This is a genomic window from Streptomyces sp. NPDC031426, from assembly GCF_055581585.1.
On the sequence record NZ_JBVIJE010000035.1, the window covers coordinates 24,460 to 38,572 of the forward strand.

The window sequence follows — 14,113 nt, forward strand, 5'->3', positions numbered from 1 at the left end:
GCCGCGCGGAGCCTGCCGGTCCTGCGCGCCAACCACGCCGGGCGCCCGTCGGCACCGGACTTCAAGGAGTCAAACATGACGACAAGTGCCGCCGCCTTGTCCCCTCCCGCAGCCGGAAGCGCTGCCAAGCCGCCTCTGCGCCGTGTCCTGGGCAAGTTCGCCACCGGGGTCGCGGTGATCGCCTCCCAGAGTGACCGGGGTCCCGTGGGCGTACTGGTCAATTCGTTCACCTCCGTGTCCCTCGACCCGCCGACGGTGCTCTTCTGCATCAGCACCGGGTCCCGCACCTGGCCGGACATCGAGAAGTCGGGCATCTTCGCCGCCAGCTTCCTCGCCGACGGGCAGCGGGCGGCGGCCGAGCGGTTCTGGCGCTCCGACCACGACCGTTTCTCCGGCACACCGGTGACGACCGCCACGACCGGCGCTCCGGTGCTGTCGGAGGCGCTCGGCTACATCGACTGCCGGGTCTCGGACGTACTGACCCGCGACGACCACTACGTCGTGTTCGGCGAGGTTCTGGACGCCGGGGTGCTGAACGCCGGCAGGCCTCTGATCTTCTTCGAAGGCGCCTGGAACACGTCAGAGGAACCTGCCGTATGAGCGACAAACCCCACGCGGAACCGGCCGCCGCCCCCGAGCTCCTGCTGATCGGAGTCGGCCTGATGGGCCGGCCCTACGTCCGGGCCGCGCACCGCCTCGGTCTGCGCGTCCGCGCCATCGAGGCCGAGTCCCGGGCGGACGAAGCCCGTGGTCTCGTCGACGAACTGGAGCTGAGCCAGGGCCAGTACGGTGCCCTGGACGAGCTGTGGGCCGAATCCGCCTACGAAGCCGCCCAGCGGCGCAGGCCGGATGGCGTACTGGCCTTCACCGAGTCGCACGTGCTGGCGGCCGCCCTGCTCCAGGACCGTCTGGGGCTGCCCGGGCCGTCCCTCCAGGCGGCGTCGATCTCCCGGAACAAGGCGTTGCAGCGGGGCCGCTTCCGGGCCCACGGCATCGGACAGCCCGACTACCGTCTCACCGGTGCCCTGACCGAGGCCGCACCGTGGGCCTCCACCCGCTTCCCGGTCATCGTCAAGCCGCTGTCGTCCGCCGGCAGCGAGGGAGTGGAGCTGGTCCCGGACCTGCCCGCGTACCAGGAGACCGCGGCCCGCCGCGGCGCCGAGGGGCTGCTGCTCGTCGAGACCGCCGCGCAGGGGCCCGAGTACAGCTGGGAAGCGCTGGTCCAGGACGGCAAGGTGTGGTTCGCCAACCTCACCGCCAAGGAGACGACGGGACCGCCCAACTTCGTCGAGCTCACCCACCGGGTGGCCGTGCGGCTGCCCGCGCAGGAGGCCGCTGTCGTGGACGCCCTGGGGGAGTCCGTGATCGAGGCGATCGGCATGCGCACCGGCCTGGTCCATCTGGAGTTCCGGATGACCGCGTCCGGCCCGCAGGTGATGGAGGTGGCGGTCCGTACCCCGGGCGACTACCTCATGGACCTCTGCTCGCTCGCCTACGGGATCGACTGGTTCGAAGCAGTCGTACGCCTGGCCGTCGGAGCGCAGCTGCCTCCTGCGCCGCAGGCGCCCGTCCGGTACGCGGCGAGCCACTTCGTCGTCTCCGAGCCCGGCACCGTGGTGGCCGTCCAGGGCCTGGAGCAGGTGCGCGCGCACCCCGCCGTCGTGGACGCCGGCGTCTCCGCGGCGGTCGGCGACCGCATCGGCGAGACCTCGTCCTCCGGGCAGCGCACCGGCTTCGCGGTGCTGTCCGCGGCGTCACCGGAAGAGCTTGAGGAGGCCCTCGCCCACGTGCGGCGCACCCTCACCATCACGACGGAGGACCAGGCCCGTACAGCACCGGGAAGGGACGCACGAGCGTGACCATTCACGACAAGGCCTTCGACCTCATCACGGATGACATCTTCCTGAGCCTTCCCGGTGAACTGCCGGGCAGCGAACTGTTCCTCAAGATCGAGGGCCTGAACCCGGCCGGTTCCATCAAACTCAAGACCGCCGTCGGACTGGTCTCGGACGCCGAGTTCCAAGGTCTCCTCCGCCCCGGCGGCCGGGTGATCGAGTCGTCGTCGGGGAACCTGGGCGTGGCGCTGAGCATGGTGTGCGCCGCCAAGGGTTACCAGTTCACCTGCGTCACCGATCCGAACGCGTCGGCGCAGAACGTGGCGGCCATGAAGGCCCTGGGTGCCCAGGTGCTCGTGGTGGACGAGCGGGACGCCAACGGCGGGTACCTCGGCTCCCGGATCGCCCTCATCAAGTCCATGGTCGCCGAGGACCCGGACCTGCTGTGGACCAACCAGTACGGGAACCAGGCGAACCTCCGCATCCACTCGGTGCGCACCGCCGCGTCCACCATGGCAAAGATCGCCGCGATCGACTACCTGTTCATCGGGGCGGGCACCACCGGAACCCTCATGGGGTGCGCGGAGTACTTCCGCCGTTACTCGCCCCGCACCAGGATCATCGCCGTCGACACGGAGGGCTCCGTCACCTTCGGCGGACCCAGCCGGACCCGGTACATCCCGGGACTCGGCACCAGCCAGCGCCCGGAACTCCTGCAGCCGCAACTGGTCGACGAGGTCGTTCTGATCGACGAGCGGGACGCGGTCCGGGCCTGCCGGGCCACGGCCCGCCGCCACGGCATCCTCGTCGGCGGCTCGACCGGCTCCGTGCTGGCCGCCGTGCTCGAGCGGGCCGACGTCATTCCCGCCGGATCACGGACCGTGGCTCTCTCGCCCGACCTCGGTGACCGCTACCTGTCCACCGTGTACGACGACACGTGGGTCGCCGAACGCTTCGGCGTCGAGGCACTCGAACCCGTCGAACAGCCCCAGCTTCCCGTACCGCTTTAGGAGCGATGCAACAGATGTTTGAGTTCGACGTGGTGGGCGGCACCGCCGCCCGCAAGATCATCAGCGAGTCCCGCTCCGAACTCGTCTCGGTGGTCCGCGACGCGTACCTCGCCCACCACCGGGGCGACTCGATCAACCCCAACAGCTACTTCCTGCGCTTCCCCGACAAGCCGAGCGCACGGATCATCGCCCTGCCCGCCTACCTGGGCGGCGACACGGATGTCGCGGGCATCAAGTGGATCGGCAGCTTCCCCGAGAACATCCAGAACAACATCCCCCGGGCGTCGGCCGTCCTGTTGCTCAACGACTACGCCACCGGCTACCCCTTCGCCTGTCTGGAGGCCTCGCAGATCAGCGCGGCGCGCACGGCGGCCTCCGCCGTGCTGGGCGCGGCGCGGCTTCTCGGCCGTACCGAGGCCGAGAAGATCGCCGTGGTCGGCTCCGGCATCATCGCCCGCAACATCGTCGAGTTCTTCGCCGCCGAAGGCTGGTCGGTCGGCGAGTTCTCCCTGTACGACCAGGTCCCCGACTACGCCGGATCGTTGGCCACGCACATCCGCGAGGGAATCGGTCTCGCCGCGTCTGTGTCCGGCAGCCTGCCGGACGCCCTCGAGGGCGCCGACGTGGTCGTGCTCGCCACCACGGCCGGTGAGCCGTACATCACCGGCATCGACTCCTTCGCCGCCGGCCAGGTGGTCCTCAACATCTCGCTGCGGGACATCTCCGCCGACATCGTGTTGTCCTCGTACAACGTTCTGGACGACGTCGACCACTGCCTGACCGCCCAGACCTCCCCGCACCTCGCGGAGCTCAAGAGCGGCAACCGCGACTTCGTGTCCGGCGTCCTGGCCCAGGTCATCGAGGGCGAAGTCACCCTGGGAGCGGACCGCCCCCGCATCTTCTCGCCGTTCGGACTGGGCGTGCTCGACCTCGCCGTCGGCGCCTACGTGCACCGCCGGGCCGTCGAGACCGGCCAGGCCACCTCCGTCGCGGACTTCTTCGGTGAGACCCAGCGATGGAGCTGACCGGTACCGGCAGCCGGGAACGGGTCCTGGTCACCCGCCGTCTCGCCCCCGGCATCCTCGACAGGCTCACCGCCCACTGCACCGTGGAGCTGCACGACAGCGACGCGGTGATGCCACGAGACCGGCTCCTGGAGGCGGTACGGGGCAAGGCGGCGGTGCTGACGACCCCGGACGACCGGGTGGACGAAGAGTTTCTCGCGGCCGCCGGCCCGGGGCTGCGCGTCGTCGCCAACCACGCCGTGGGCCTGCACAACATCGACCGGGAGGCCTGCGCCGCCCGGGGCGTCCAGGTGACCAACACCCCCGGCGTTCTCACGGAGTCCACCGCGGACCTCGCGCTGGCCCTGCTGCTGGGTGCCGCCCGGCGCATCGGCGAGGGCGAGCGCACGGTCCGCTCCGCCGGCCCCTGGAACTGGGCGCCGAACTTCCTGCTCGGGCTGGAACTGTCCGGAGCCCGGCTCGGCATCCTCGGGATGGGCGAGATCGGCCGGGCGGTGGCCCGCCGGGCGCGGGGCTTCGGCCTGCGCATCGGCTACCACAACCGCTCCCCGCTCCCCGACGAGCACGCCTCCGGCGCGGTCTGGCGCCCGCTGGAGCAACTGCTGGAGGAGTCGGTGCTGCTGATCGTCAGCTGCCCGCTCACCGAGCAGACCCGCGGCCTGCTCGACGCCCGGCGCCTGGCTCTGCTGCCGGCCGGTGCCGTGGTGGTCAGCATCACCGCCGGAGTGGTGGACGAGGACGCGCTCGCCGCGGCCCTCGGCTCGGGCGCCCTGTTCGCGGCGGCCGTCGACCACCACACCCACGAACCGTCCGTCAACCAGGCGCTCCTCGCACAGGAACGCGCGCTGCTGACCCCCCACCTCGGCAGCGCGACCACACACACCAGGCAGGCCATGGGCGCCCTCGCCGTCGACAACATCCTGGCGGTGCTCGACGGCCGGCGCCCGCCCACACCCGCCTGACCCCCATGCCACTGCCCCGACCCATCTACGCAAGGAACGACACCCCTGATGTCCGACAGCACCGAGACGACCGCCTCCGAGCGCGCCATCAAGCAGCAGAAGCCCTCCTCCCTCACCAGGAGCCTCAAGACGCCGGCTGACGAGGCGCTGCGCCTGTACGAGTACTACTGGCCGCCGGTCGAGCACTTCGAGGGCTTCGACCCCGAGCTGACCGACTTCATGGCCGCCACGCCCGAGAAGCAGCAGGCGATCCTCGAAGGACTCCGGCACGACCCCGAGGCCCACGGCCGCTTCCTGCACAGCCACCTCGGCTCCATCTACGCGCATTCCTTCGGCTACCGCGACGGCGCCTTCACCCGGCACACCGACGACGCCGCCGAGATCGCCCAGTTCGCCGCGAAGGTCGCCCTGGAGCGCGAGCTGTTCGACCACTGGGCCGCCCTCGGCGACCTGCCCACCTTCACCGACCAACTGGAGGCGGCGGACCACCTCGACGAGCTGGCGGCCACCAACCCCGGCGTGGTCCACCCGCTCTTCGACTTCATCCGCGACGAGGCCTCGCGCGAGCAGATCGAACGCTTCCTGCTGTGCGAGACGATCCGCAACGAGGTCGTGGACGACGAGGTGGCACTCCTCGTCGTCGGCCTGCAGGGCATGATGAAGGCCGTCGCCGCCGCCAACCTCTGGGACGAGTGCGGCCGCGGCAAGCTGGAGAACTTCCACACCTACTGGCTCCGCCGCCTGCTGGAGGCGACCGAGGACGGCTGGAACACCCTTGACCGGTACCGGGTCGGCCACCCCTGGTTCGGCAAGCTGACCTCCAACACCAACGCCGCGCTGCTCACCCGCCCCGCGCGCAAGATGATGGCGTACGGCTGCTTCCTCGTCTTCGAGAGCTGGGTCGAACCGCACTTCGTCCGGATCCTGGAAGGCATGACCCGCGTCGGCCTCCTCGACGACGAGAAGCGCATCTACTTCACCGCGCACGTGGCGATAGACCCCCGGCACAGCCGCGAACTGTCCGACGGCATGCGCCTGCAGCGTCCGCAGCTCACCCCCGACGAGATCAACGACATCGTGTACGGCGCGCACCTGGCCTCGGAGACCGGCCGCCGCCAGTTCGACCGCATGCTCGGCTTCCTTCGTGCCATGCCGACGGAGAACGCCGCCTGACGACGGCTCCGCAGCAACGCCCGGGCGGGGGGGGGGGGGGGGGGGGGAAGGGGAAAGCGCCACCCCCCCCCCCCGCAAGAAAAAAACACCCACCCCCCCCCCCCCCCCCCCCCCCCCCCCCCCCCCCCCCCCCCCCCCCGCCCCACCCGCTTCGGGAAGGAACACAAGTGCCCGCACCCGTCGTCCTCGTCGCGGACCCGCTCCCCGCGCACCTGACGGCAGAACTCGCCACCGACTTCGACGTGCGCCACTGCACCGGAGCCGACCGCGCCCAGCTGCTCGCCGCCGTCCCGGAGGCGTCCGCCCTGCTCATCCGCAGCGCCACCCGGGTCGACCAGGAGGTCCTCGACGCGGCCCCGCGGCTCCGGGTCGTGGCCCGGGCCGGCGTCGGACTGGACAACGTCGACGTGGCGGCCGCCGCCCGCGCGGGCGTCACCGTCGCCAACGCCCCGTACTCCAACGTGGTCAGCGTCGCCGAGCTCACCGTCGGACTCGTCATCGCGCTGGCCCGCTCCGTTCTCCCGGCGTCCGCGTCCGTGCACGCCGGGCAGTGGCGGCGCGCCGACTTCCAGGGCGTCGAACTGGCCGGCCGCACCGTCGGCATCCTCGGCCTCGGCAAGGTCGGAGAGCTGGTCGCGACCCGGCTGCGCGCCTTCGACATGCACGTCCTGACCCACGACCCGCACGTACACGCCGACGCCCTGGAACGCACTGGCGCGCAGGCCGTGTCGCTCGAGGAACTGCTCCGGCAGAGCGACGTCCTGACCGTCCACGTGCCGCTGACCGACGCCACCCGCGGCCTGATCGGCGAGCGGGAGCTGTCCTGGGCCAAGCCCGGCCTGCGCCTGGTCAACACGGCCCGCGGCGGCATCGTGGACGAGTTCGCGCTCGCCCGGGCGCTGAAGGAACAGCGGATGGCCGGGGCCGCACTCGACGTGTTCGAGTTCGAGCCGCCCCTCTCCTCGCCCCTCCTCGGGCTGCCCAACGTGATCGCCACCCCGCATATCGGTTCGGGCACCGCCCAGGCCCAGGAACGCGCGGGCCGGGAGGCCGTACGGGCGGTACGCCAGGTGCTGACGGGAAGCGCTCCGGATCCCGCGTTCTGAGAACGGCCGGCGGGAGGACCCCCGAAACGCCGGAGCACCCCGGCCGTCCCTCCGTTCGGGAGGGACGGCCGGGGCGCGGCGCTTCCGGTCAGGCCGGAGCCCCGGCACCCTCCGGGGTCCGGTCCCCGGCCGGGCCGACCGCTTCGATCCGGCGAAGGGAGCCAACGAACAGCAGCAGGGCGGCCAGCAGCCCACCGCACGGGACCCACATCGCCGACTGCGGCTCCCACCAGGTGGTGAGCCAGCCGGCGAAGGCGGCGCCCAGGGCGGTGCCCCCGAAGGCGAAGAAGCGGTACACGGCGCCCACCCGCCCCTGGTACTCGGCTTCGACGCTCTCGTGCCGGATCGCGATCGAGTGCACGTTGTAGACGGTGAGACCGACCCCGTACGCGAGGAACGCGACGGCGGCCATCGCCCCGGCCAGGAACGGCGAGCCGTGCGGAGAGAGCGGCAGCACGCACGGCGCGATCGAGGCGAACCCCATGGCGAGGGCCACCAGACGGGTGCGCCGCACCCGGGCCGAGAGGCGTGCGGCCACGGCGGCGCCGGCGACGGAGCCGACCGCGCCGACGCCGAGCAGGATGCCGACCGCAGATGTGGACATGCCCAGGGTCCGCAGGGCGAAGACCAGGTACAGCGTGATCAGCGCCTGCTCGAAGAAGTTGAACAGGGCCCCCTGGACGAGCAGCGCCCGCAGCAGCGGACTGCGGCGCACCTCGTGCGCCCCCCGGGTGAACCGGGTCCGCCAGGGCTCGTCGGTCGTCGCCCGGAGTTCGGTGTGCAGCCGGGCTCGCAGGCTGAGCAGCGCCCCGGCGGTGAAGACGCCCGCCACGACGCCGAGCACGCCCGCCCCCGACAGGCCGATCAGCAGGCCCGCCGCGGCGGGGCCGAGCACCTGCGCAACGGAGAGGGTCAGCTGCATCTTCGAGTTCGCCGCGAGGATCTCGCCCTCGGGGGACACCTGCGGGATCACCGCGAGCGTCGCCAGGTCCGCCACGGAGGAGATCGCGCCGGTACAGGCCACCAGGGCCCAGAACAGCACGGTCGGCAGCTGGTCCGCGGCCGCCGCCACTGCCGCGGCCGCCAGCAGCCCGGCCCTGCCGAGGTGGCAGAACAGCAGCAGCGGGCGCCTGTTGACGCGGTCGACGATCAGACCGCCGACCGGCGTCATCAGCAGGGTCGGCAGGAACTGCAGGGATGTCGTGATCGCGATCTGCGCGGGATCGAGCTCCAGCAACGACGCGGCGAGCAACGGGTAGGCGAAGTAGAGGACCTGGCCGGCGGCCTGGGCGCAGGACTGGCTGGCCCAGAAGCGGTTGAAGTTGTCCCACACGGCGGAGGTCTTGTCAGATCTCAAGGTCGTCCCAGTCTTCGAGCCGCAAGGAGGCCATGACGCGGCTCTGCTCGGTCAGGAGAGGGAGGCGGGCCCGCTCCAGCCCGGGTGCCAGGCGGTACGGGGCGGTGGCCGGGATTGCCACGACGGTGGTCAGGGCCCGCGGCCGGGCACCGCGCATCAGCTTGGCGTCCAGTGTGCCGACGCCCAGGTCGATCCTGCGGACCCCGATGCGCAGGGCGTGTGCGACCGGCCCGTGGACGGAGACGTGCGCGTAGTCCATGGCGTCGCGCTCCTCCAACGCGGCATGGTCGAGCCCGACGACGCGTACGGACATCTCCTCCCCGTGGCGCACGCACAGCGAGAACGCCACGATCCGGTCCCCCGACCGGACGGTGAACAGCGCGGGACGCAGTTCCGGTGCGGCGCATGCGCGCAGGTAACGCGCTAGCGAGGGGACGTCCGGTTCGTGGCCGTGGCGGCGCATGACGTTGCCGAGGAGCGGCGCGAGGTCGTCGCACAGCGCTTCGATCACGGCCGGATCGACTTCGGGGGTCCCGACGCCGCCGACGGCCTCGATGAGCTTGAGGTCGGCGCGGACCCGTCGGCGGCTGCTGCCCCGCAGGGCGGCCAGGTGGTTGGCGAAGTCGGCCCCGGGGCCCGGCAGCGGGATCTCGGCGGTGACGTCCGCGAACAGCACCACCGAGTCCGGCAAGGCGGCCGAGACGCGGCGGGCGAACCGCGGCGGGGCGTACGTCCAGGCGATCACGCGGTCCGGGTGGCCCGCGCGGATCCCGGCGACGAGGGCGGCGACGGCCCCGTCGAAGGCGGCCTCGGACAGCCGTCCCGCCGGGGACCGGAGCAGGCCGTTGCCCTGGCCGTTGCGCGTGCCTACCAGTGCGTGCGGCAGGGCGCGGATCCGGTCGGCGTCGTCGGCCAGACCCGGGTGCAGGACCCACGGGCTGTACGTGGGGCTCGGCGGTGCGGCGTCGAAGAGGTGCACGGGCGTACCCGCGATCCAGCCGTCGCCGTCGGCCACCGCCCAGAAGACGATCGGCAGGGCGGGGTTGGACCGGCTGAGGGCCTTCGTCCACGGTGCGCAGACGTACAGGGAGTCGCTCACGGCAAGGCTGTCCCACAGGTCCTGCGGGACTTCGGCCAGGGACTCGAAGCGGTGCACCCGAAGACCACCGGGGCGGCGCCCGGCCGCCGCGGCGGCCGGGGGCGCGGGCACGTCGCCGGCGGGGCCGGTCACGGGCGGGCCGTCGTGAACGGGGACCGCTCGACGCCGTCCGTCACGGCCTCCGCGGCGTCCGCCCCGAGATGGACCACGCGATTGTCCTGGTCGACGTGGACCACACGGGGCACGAAGTCCTTGGCGGCGTCGCTCGGGACCTGCTGGTAGGCGATGATGATGACCAGGTCGCCGGGGTGCACCAGGTGGGCGGCGGCGCCGTTGATGCCGATGACCCCGCTGCCGCGTTCGCCCTCCAGGACGTACGTCTCCAGCCGCGCGCCGTTCGTGATGTCGACGATGGCGACCTTCTCGCCGGGAAGCAGGTCGGCGGCGTCCAGGAGGTCGCGGTCGATCGTCACGGAGCCCACGTAGTGCAGGTCGGCCTGGGTGACGGTGGCCCGGTGGATCTTCGCGCTGAACATGGTGCGAAACATGGTGGTTCCTTTCGGGGCTGGTTCAGGAGATCTCGACGGTGACGGCCGCCGCGGCGTCGAGGAGGGTCTGCCGGGCGTGGGCGGCGGAGTCCCCGACGCCCCAGAGGTGGAACAGGGAGCCGCGGTAGTCCCGCGGGGGTGCCACGGCCGTCCCGATGGACGCGACGCTGGTCACCTCCCGCACCCCGGGGGTGGTGGCCGCCGTGTCGAGCCCGGTGAGTCCGGTGAGCGTGCCGCCGCAGGAGGGGAACACCTTGCGGATCGCGCCGTGCCTGCCCGGCCCGGACGGCAGCCGGACCGGGGTGCCGGTGACGGACGCCAGGACCAGTTCGTAGTACCGGCCCTCGTAGACCTCCTGCAGCATCGGAGTGATCAGACCTCCGGGCATGCGGGCGTTGAAGTCGACGAGTACCGGTCCGTCCGCCGAGAGCATGAACTCGACGTGCAGCGGGCCGCCCCGGATCCCCAGCGCGTCGACGACGCGCTGGACGGTGTCCTCCATCTGCCGGACGACGTCCTCGGGCTGCGGGGCGGGGAAGGTCCACCCGACCTCCACGAAGAACGGCAGCGCGCCGAACTCCCGGTCTGTGACGCCCAGGGACGCGAAGCGGCCGTCGAGGACGAAGCCTTCCAGGCTGACCAGCGGGCCGTTGACGAACTCCTCCAGCATGAGCTCGCCCGCCAGGTAGCGGTCCTCCCGCGCCAGCTCGTCGTACGCGGCGCGGGCTTCCCCGGGCGTGGACGCGTAGATGACCTGCTGACTGCCGCTGCCGCGGACGTTCTTCAGTACGACCGGCCCCGCCACCCGCTCCGCGAAATCGTGCGCCGCCCGGGCGGAGTCGGCGTCCGCCCAGGCGATGTTGCGGATGCCGAGGCGGTCCAGCAGGTCGCGCATCCGGCGCTTGTCCCGGATGACCTGCGCGGCATGGACGTCGAACAGGTCCGTTCCGGCGGCCTGCGCGATCGCGGCACCCGTCAGCAGGAAGCGGTCGGCGGCGCAGACCACGCCGACGACCCTGGGCAGCAGGCCCGAGGAGGCCAGGGCCGCGGGCACGGCCGGCTCGTCGAGGGACGCGCAGAGGACCAGACGGCCGTCGCGGGCGAGTACGTCGAGCACCTCGTGTCCGGGGGCGCCCGCGTACTTGCCTGTGTCGGTGGTCAGGAACACGGGGTTGGCCCCGGTGGCCTCGGCGTGGGCGAGCAGCCGCAGGCCGCTGCCGGTGGTGGCGGCCTCGACGAAGGCGACCAGCGGGGTTTCGGGCGTCGTGATCCCGGGGGGCGGGGATGCGGCGACCGGGGATCCGCCCTCAACGCCGGGCATAGAGGACCTCCTTCATGGTGATGTGGTCGGCGGGGCCGGCGTCGGGAGCGGGCAGGTGCTCCAGCAGGTCCCGCACGACCAGGTCGGACATGTGCCCCAGGCAGCTCAAGTTGGCGAAACCCGGACCCTGGGTGACACCGGCCAGGGCCGGTACGTACAGGCGCGGCCGCAGGCCGGCGAAACCCAGCGCCGACCCGATGCGGCGCTGCGCAGCGCGGAGGTCCAGACCGCCTGGCACCCCGTCGGAGAGCCAGGAACGAGCCGCCGGGGACAGGAGCGCGTCGAGCTGCTGCCACGGATCGAACCCGGTTGCGTTGAGCACCAGGTCGAAGGAGCCCAGAAGACCCTCGTCACCGTGCAGTTCGAGGACGTCCGGTTCGCCTGCGGCACCGCGGACGGAACGGACGCTGCAACGGCGCACCCGCCCGCCGATCGCCCGGCTCAGCCGCTCGGACAGGGCGGGGGAGACCACGCCTCGGTCGGTGCGGGCGATGAAGGTCCTGCGTTCCTGTTCCGAGAGCCCCGCCCAGCCACTGGCGGAGCCGGCAGTGTAGGTGCGGTTGACCTCGTCGGACTCGTCACGGACGCGCACGCCGTTGGGCGCGAACAGCTCCACCCGGGCTTCGGGCGCGCTCTCCTGGACGAAGAGCGCAAGGCTGGCCGCCGACTCGCCCGCGCCGACGACCGCCACCCGCGTGCAGGGCCGCTCCGCGAGGAGCTGCCGCAGCCGCGGCCGGTGGGCGCTCGCGTCGACCAGCCGGGGGTGTTCGAACGAGGCCGGGGCGAGCCGGCGCGGGGTTCCGGGGCCGGTCATCATGACGGCACGGGCCCGTATCCCGTCCCCGTGGGCGGGGCCGTCGCCGGCGGACGTACGGACCAGCCAGTGTTCGTCGTGACGGTCGAGCGCGACGACCCGCTCCCGGCGGATCTCGACATGGTCCGAGCAGGCCCGGACCACCCAGGCGAGGTAGGCGGCGAACAGCTTGTGCGGGGGCGCGGGGCAGCCCTGGTCGACCCAGTCGCCGAAGCGGCCGGTGTCGGAGAGGAAGGACTGCCAGCTGTAGCGCATCATCAGCCGGTCGATGTCCGCGCCGAGCAGCTCGAACGTCTCGACGCTGCGATAGGGGAAGCCGATGTCCTTCTCCGGGCGGGTCCCCAGCCTCTCGCTGCCGGTGGTGAAGCCGTTGTCGCCGCTCCAGTGGGCTCCGGCGTCGTACTGCTCGACCACGAGGACGCGCGGCGCGCCGAGGCCGAGTTCGCGGACGGCCGCGACCTTCGCGCAGACCGCCACGGCCTTGGGCCCGAGTCCCACGATCACCAGGTCGTACAGAGCCGCCTCGGCGAGCTGCGGATGGAACGACATCAGGTCACTCCCAGCAAGTCGCAGGCCTCGCGGGCCAGGCCGGGTGCGAGGCGGATCCCGGACCCGTGCGTGCCGGACACGCAGACCAGCCGGCGCTTGCCGGACAGGTCCGCGACGAGCGGGACGCTGCCGTCGGTGTAGGTGTCGACGAAGATCCGGCGGGCGGTCAGGCGTGCCTGCGGGCCCAGGTGGGTCCGGGCCACCGTCCAGGCCGCCTCGTCCGCCTCGGCGGAGGGCGCGCCCTCGGCGACAGGGACGTCGTACACGTCGCACTTGATGCTCATGGCGTAACTGCCCGGCACGGTCGGCTGGGGGAACAGGAAGGCGCCGTGCTCCAGGTCGACGACGGTGCCGGTCAGCGGATCCAGCGGGTCGCCGGTGAAGCGGTAGCCGTACACCTGCTTGGTGCGCAGGCCGGACAGCCCGGGCAGGCCGCCCAGCAGTTCCTTGACCCACGGCCCGGCCGCCACCACGACGGCGTCGAAGTCGTGCCGGCCGCCCGAGGCGTCCACGACGGTCCCGTCGGCGAGCCCGGCGGGCCCCTCGACCGCGGTGCCGAACCGGGCCGTGAACTTCCCGCTGCCGCGCAAGCGGCGCAGCAGGACACGGGCGAGGCGGCCGGGCGCGATCACGTACCCGTCGCCGAGCAGACCGCGGGCGCCCGTGCGCCTGTCGTTCGTCAGGACGGGCGTGTCGTACGCGAACCCCAGGATCCGGGCGTCGCCGCGCTCGTCGTCGGAGCGCCAGAAGGTGCCGGTGCGGTGGCGGTACTGGTCCTCGTCGGCCAGGTCCGCGCCGACGGCACGGTGCCACTCCATGCTGGTCTCGATGATCCGGCGGTGCCGGTCCGTCCAGCCGTGCGGCACGTCGCTGGCGCCCGCGTACGAGGTCGCACCGCCGGCCGCCTGGGGCTGCCGGTCGAAGAGGTGGACCGCGGCCACTGCATCCGACTGCGCGAGCATGTCCGCCACGGTGAGTCCGACGGCGCCCGCGCCGATGACGGCGACCCTCATCGCGGCAGCCGCTTCCACCACAAGGCCAGGAAGACCAGGGGTTCGTCACTGGTGCAGTACACGGTGTGGAACGCGCGCGCCGGGATCTCCACCGGCGTGCCGGGACGCATCTCGAGGCGTCGCCCCTCAGGCAGTTCCACGTAGCCGGCGCCCGCGTCCGTGACCCAGACCTCGGCGCTTTCGTGCGAGTGGCCCTCAGTACGGCCGCCCGGCTCCACCGTCAGCAGCATCGACCCGAAGTTGATGCCGATCGCGGTGGCTTCCATCTCCACATGCGTGGTGTATTCGTCATGCGACATGG

The 14,113-nt window shown here is 72.2% G+C and carries 14 protein-coding genes; 7 read left to right on the top strand and 7 right to left on the bottom strand.

Going from position 1 to position 14,113, the window contains the following annotated elements; genetic code table 11:
• The first annotated feature begins 75 nt into the window (after positions 1–75).
• The 7 genes from ACZ5NH_RS39990 (at position 76) to ACZ5NH_RS40020 (ending at position 7,111) form a co-directional block, all read left to right on the top strand.
• On the top strand, positions 76–600 hold the full coding sequence (locus ACZ5NH_RS39990) for a flavin reductase family protein (RefSeq protein ID WP_468782616.1): 525 nt from the start codon (positions 76–78) through the stop codon (positions 598–600).
• On the top strand, positions 597–1,859 hold the full coding sequence (locus tag ACZ5NH_RS39995) for an ATP-grasp domain-containing protein (RefSeq protein WP_468782618.1): 1,263 nt from the start codon (positions 597–599) through the stop codon (positions 1,857–1,859). The genes ACZ5NH_RS39990 and ACZ5NH_RS39995 overlap by 4 nt, the downstream gene beginning before the upstream one ends.
• Positions 1,856–2,845, top strand: coding sequence for a 2,3-diaminopropionate biosynthesis protein SbnA (gene sbnA / locus ACZ5NH_RS40000; protein WP_468782620.1), 990 nt, complete (start codon positions 1,856–1,858; stop codon positions 2,843–2,845). Before ACZ5NH_RS39995 ends, sbnA begins: the two co-directional genes overlap by 4 nt.
• 14 nt (positions 2,846–2,859) lie before the next feature.
• Positions 2,860–3,870, top strand: a complete 1,011-nt coding sequence (gene sbnB / locus ACZ5NH_RS40005) for a 2,3-diaminopropionate biosynthesis protein SbnB (RefSeq protein WP_450983428.1) — start codon at positions 2,860–2,862, stop codon at positions 3,868–3,870.
• Positions 3,861–4,832, top strand: a complete 972-nt coding sequence (locus tag ACZ5NH_RS40010; protein WP_468782622.1) for an NAD(P)-dependent oxidoreductase — start codon at positions 3,861–3,863, stop codon at positions 4,830–4,832. Before sbnB ends, ACZ5NH_RS40010 begins: the two co-directional genes overlap by 10 nt.
• A gap of 48 nt (positions 4,833–4,880) precedes the next feature.
• Positions 4,881–6,005, top strand: a complete 1,125-nt coding sequence (locus ACZ5NH_RS40015) for an iron-containing redox enzyme family protein (RefSeq protein WP_468782624.1) — start codon at positions 4,881–4,883, stop codon at positions 6,003–6,005.
• Between the two features lie 167 nt (positions 6,006–6,172).
• Positions 6,173–7,111, top strand: a complete 939-nt coding sequence (locus ACZ5NH_RS40020; RefSeq protein ID WP_468782626.1) for a hydroxyacid dehydrogenase — start codon at positions 6,173–6,175, stop codon at positions 7,109–7,111.
• 88 nt (positions 7,112–7,199) lie between these two features.
• Here ACZ5NH_RS40020 and ACZ5NH_RS40025 read toward each other — a convergent pair whose 3' ends face one another.
• The 7 genes from ACZ5NH_RS40025 to ACZ5NH_RS40055 are packed head-to-tail and all read right to left on the bottom strand — an operon-like array spanning position 7,200 to position 14,111.
• A complete protein-coding gene (locus tag ACZ5NH_RS40025; RefSeq protein ID WP_468782628.1) occupies positions 7,200–8,468 on the bottom strand; it encodes an MFS transporter in 1,269 nt (422 codons plus the stop codon).
• On the bottom strand, positions 8,458–9,699 hold the full coding sequence (locus ACZ5NH_RS40030; RefSeq protein ID WP_468782630.1) for a GNAT family N-acetyltransferase: 1,242 nt from the start codon (positions 9,697–9,699) through the stop codon (positions 8,458–8,460). Before ACZ5NH_RS40030 ends, ACZ5NH_RS40025 begins: the two co-directional genes overlap by 11 nt.
• Positions 9,696–10,115 (bottom strand): aspartate 1-decarboxylase, encoded by a 420-nt coding sequence (gene panD / locus ACZ5NH_RS40035; RefSeq protein ID WP_450983400.1) that lies wholly within the window; start codon positions 10,113–10,115, stop codon positions 9,696–9,698. Before panD ends, ACZ5NH_RS40030 begins: the two co-directional genes overlap by 4 nt.
• Before the next feature lie 22 nt (positions 10,116–10,137).
• Positions 10,138–11,436, bottom strand: coding sequence for an ATP-grasp domain-containing protein (locus ACZ5NH_RS40040; RefSeq protein WP_468782632.1), 1,299 nt, complete (start codon positions 11,434–11,436; stop codon positions 10,138–10,140).
• Positions 11,423–12,799, bottom strand: a complete 1,377-nt coding sequence (locus tag ACZ5NH_RS40045; RefSeq protein WP_468782634.1) for a SidA/IucD/PvdA family monooxygenase — start codon at positions 12,797–12,799, stop codon at positions 11,423–11,425. Before ACZ5NH_RS40045 ends, ACZ5NH_RS40040 begins: the two co-directional genes overlap by 14 nt.
• Positions 12,799–13,812, bottom strand: a complete 1,014-nt coding sequence (locus tag ACZ5NH_RS40050) for an FAD-dependent oxidoreductase (protein WP_468782636.1) — start codon at positions 13,810–13,812, stop codon at positions 12,799–12,801. Before ACZ5NH_RS40050 ends, ACZ5NH_RS40045 begins: the two co-directional genes overlap by 1 nt.
• A complete protein-coding gene (locus ACZ5NH_RS40055) occupies positions 13,809–14,111 on the bottom strand; it encodes a cupin domain-containing protein (RefSeq protein WP_450983396.1) in 303 nt (100 codons plus the stop codon). The genes ACZ5NH_RS40050 and ACZ5NH_RS40055 overlap by 4 nt, the downstream gene beginning before the upstream one ends.
• Between the last annotated feature and the right edge of the window lie 2 nt (positions 14,112–14,113).

Bases quoted from the DNA above. Each gene is read 5' to 3' on its own strand.
- ACZ5NH_RS39990 (WP_468782616.1), top strand. From the start codon at position 76: ATGACGACAAGTGCCGCCGCCTTGTCCCCTCCCGCAGCCGGAAGCGCT.
- ACZ5NH_RS39995 (WP_468782618.1), top strand. From the start codon at position 597: ATGAGCGACAAACCCCACGCGGAACCGGCCGCCGCCCCCGAGCTCCTG.
- sbnB (WP_450983428.1), top strand. From the start codon at position 2,860: ATGTTTGAGTTCGACGTGGTGGGCGGCACCGCCGCCCGCAAGATCATC.
- ACZ5NH_RS40010 (WP_468782622.1), top strand. From the start codon at position 3,861: ATGGAGCTGACCGGTACCGGCAGCCGGGAACGGGTCCTGGTCACCCGC.
- ACZ5NH_RS40015 (WP_468782624.1), top strand. From the start codon at position 4,881: ATGTCCGACAGCACCGAGACGACCGCCTCCGAGCGCGCCATCAAGCAG.
- panD (WP_450983400.1), bottom strand. From the start codon at position 10,115: ATGTTTCGCACCATGTTCAGCGCGAAGATCCACCGGGCCACCGTCACC.
- ACZ5NH_RS40040 (WP_468782632.1), bottom strand. From the start codon at position 11,436: ATGCCCGGCGTTGAGGGCGGATCCCCGGTCGCCGCATCCCCGCCCCCC.
- ACZ5NH_RS40045 (WP_468782634.1), bottom strand. From the start codon at position 12,799: ATGTCGTTCCATCCGCAGCTCGCCGAGGCGGCTCTGTACGACCTGGTG.
- ACZ5NH_RS40050 (WP_468782636.1), bottom strand. From the start codon at position 13,812: ATGAGGGTCGCCGTCATCGGCGCGGGCGCCGTCGGACTCACCGTGGCG.
- ACZ5NH_RS40055 (WP_450983396.1), bottom strand. From the start codon at position 14,111: ATGTCGCATGACGAATACACCACGCATGTGGAGATGGAAGCCACCGCG.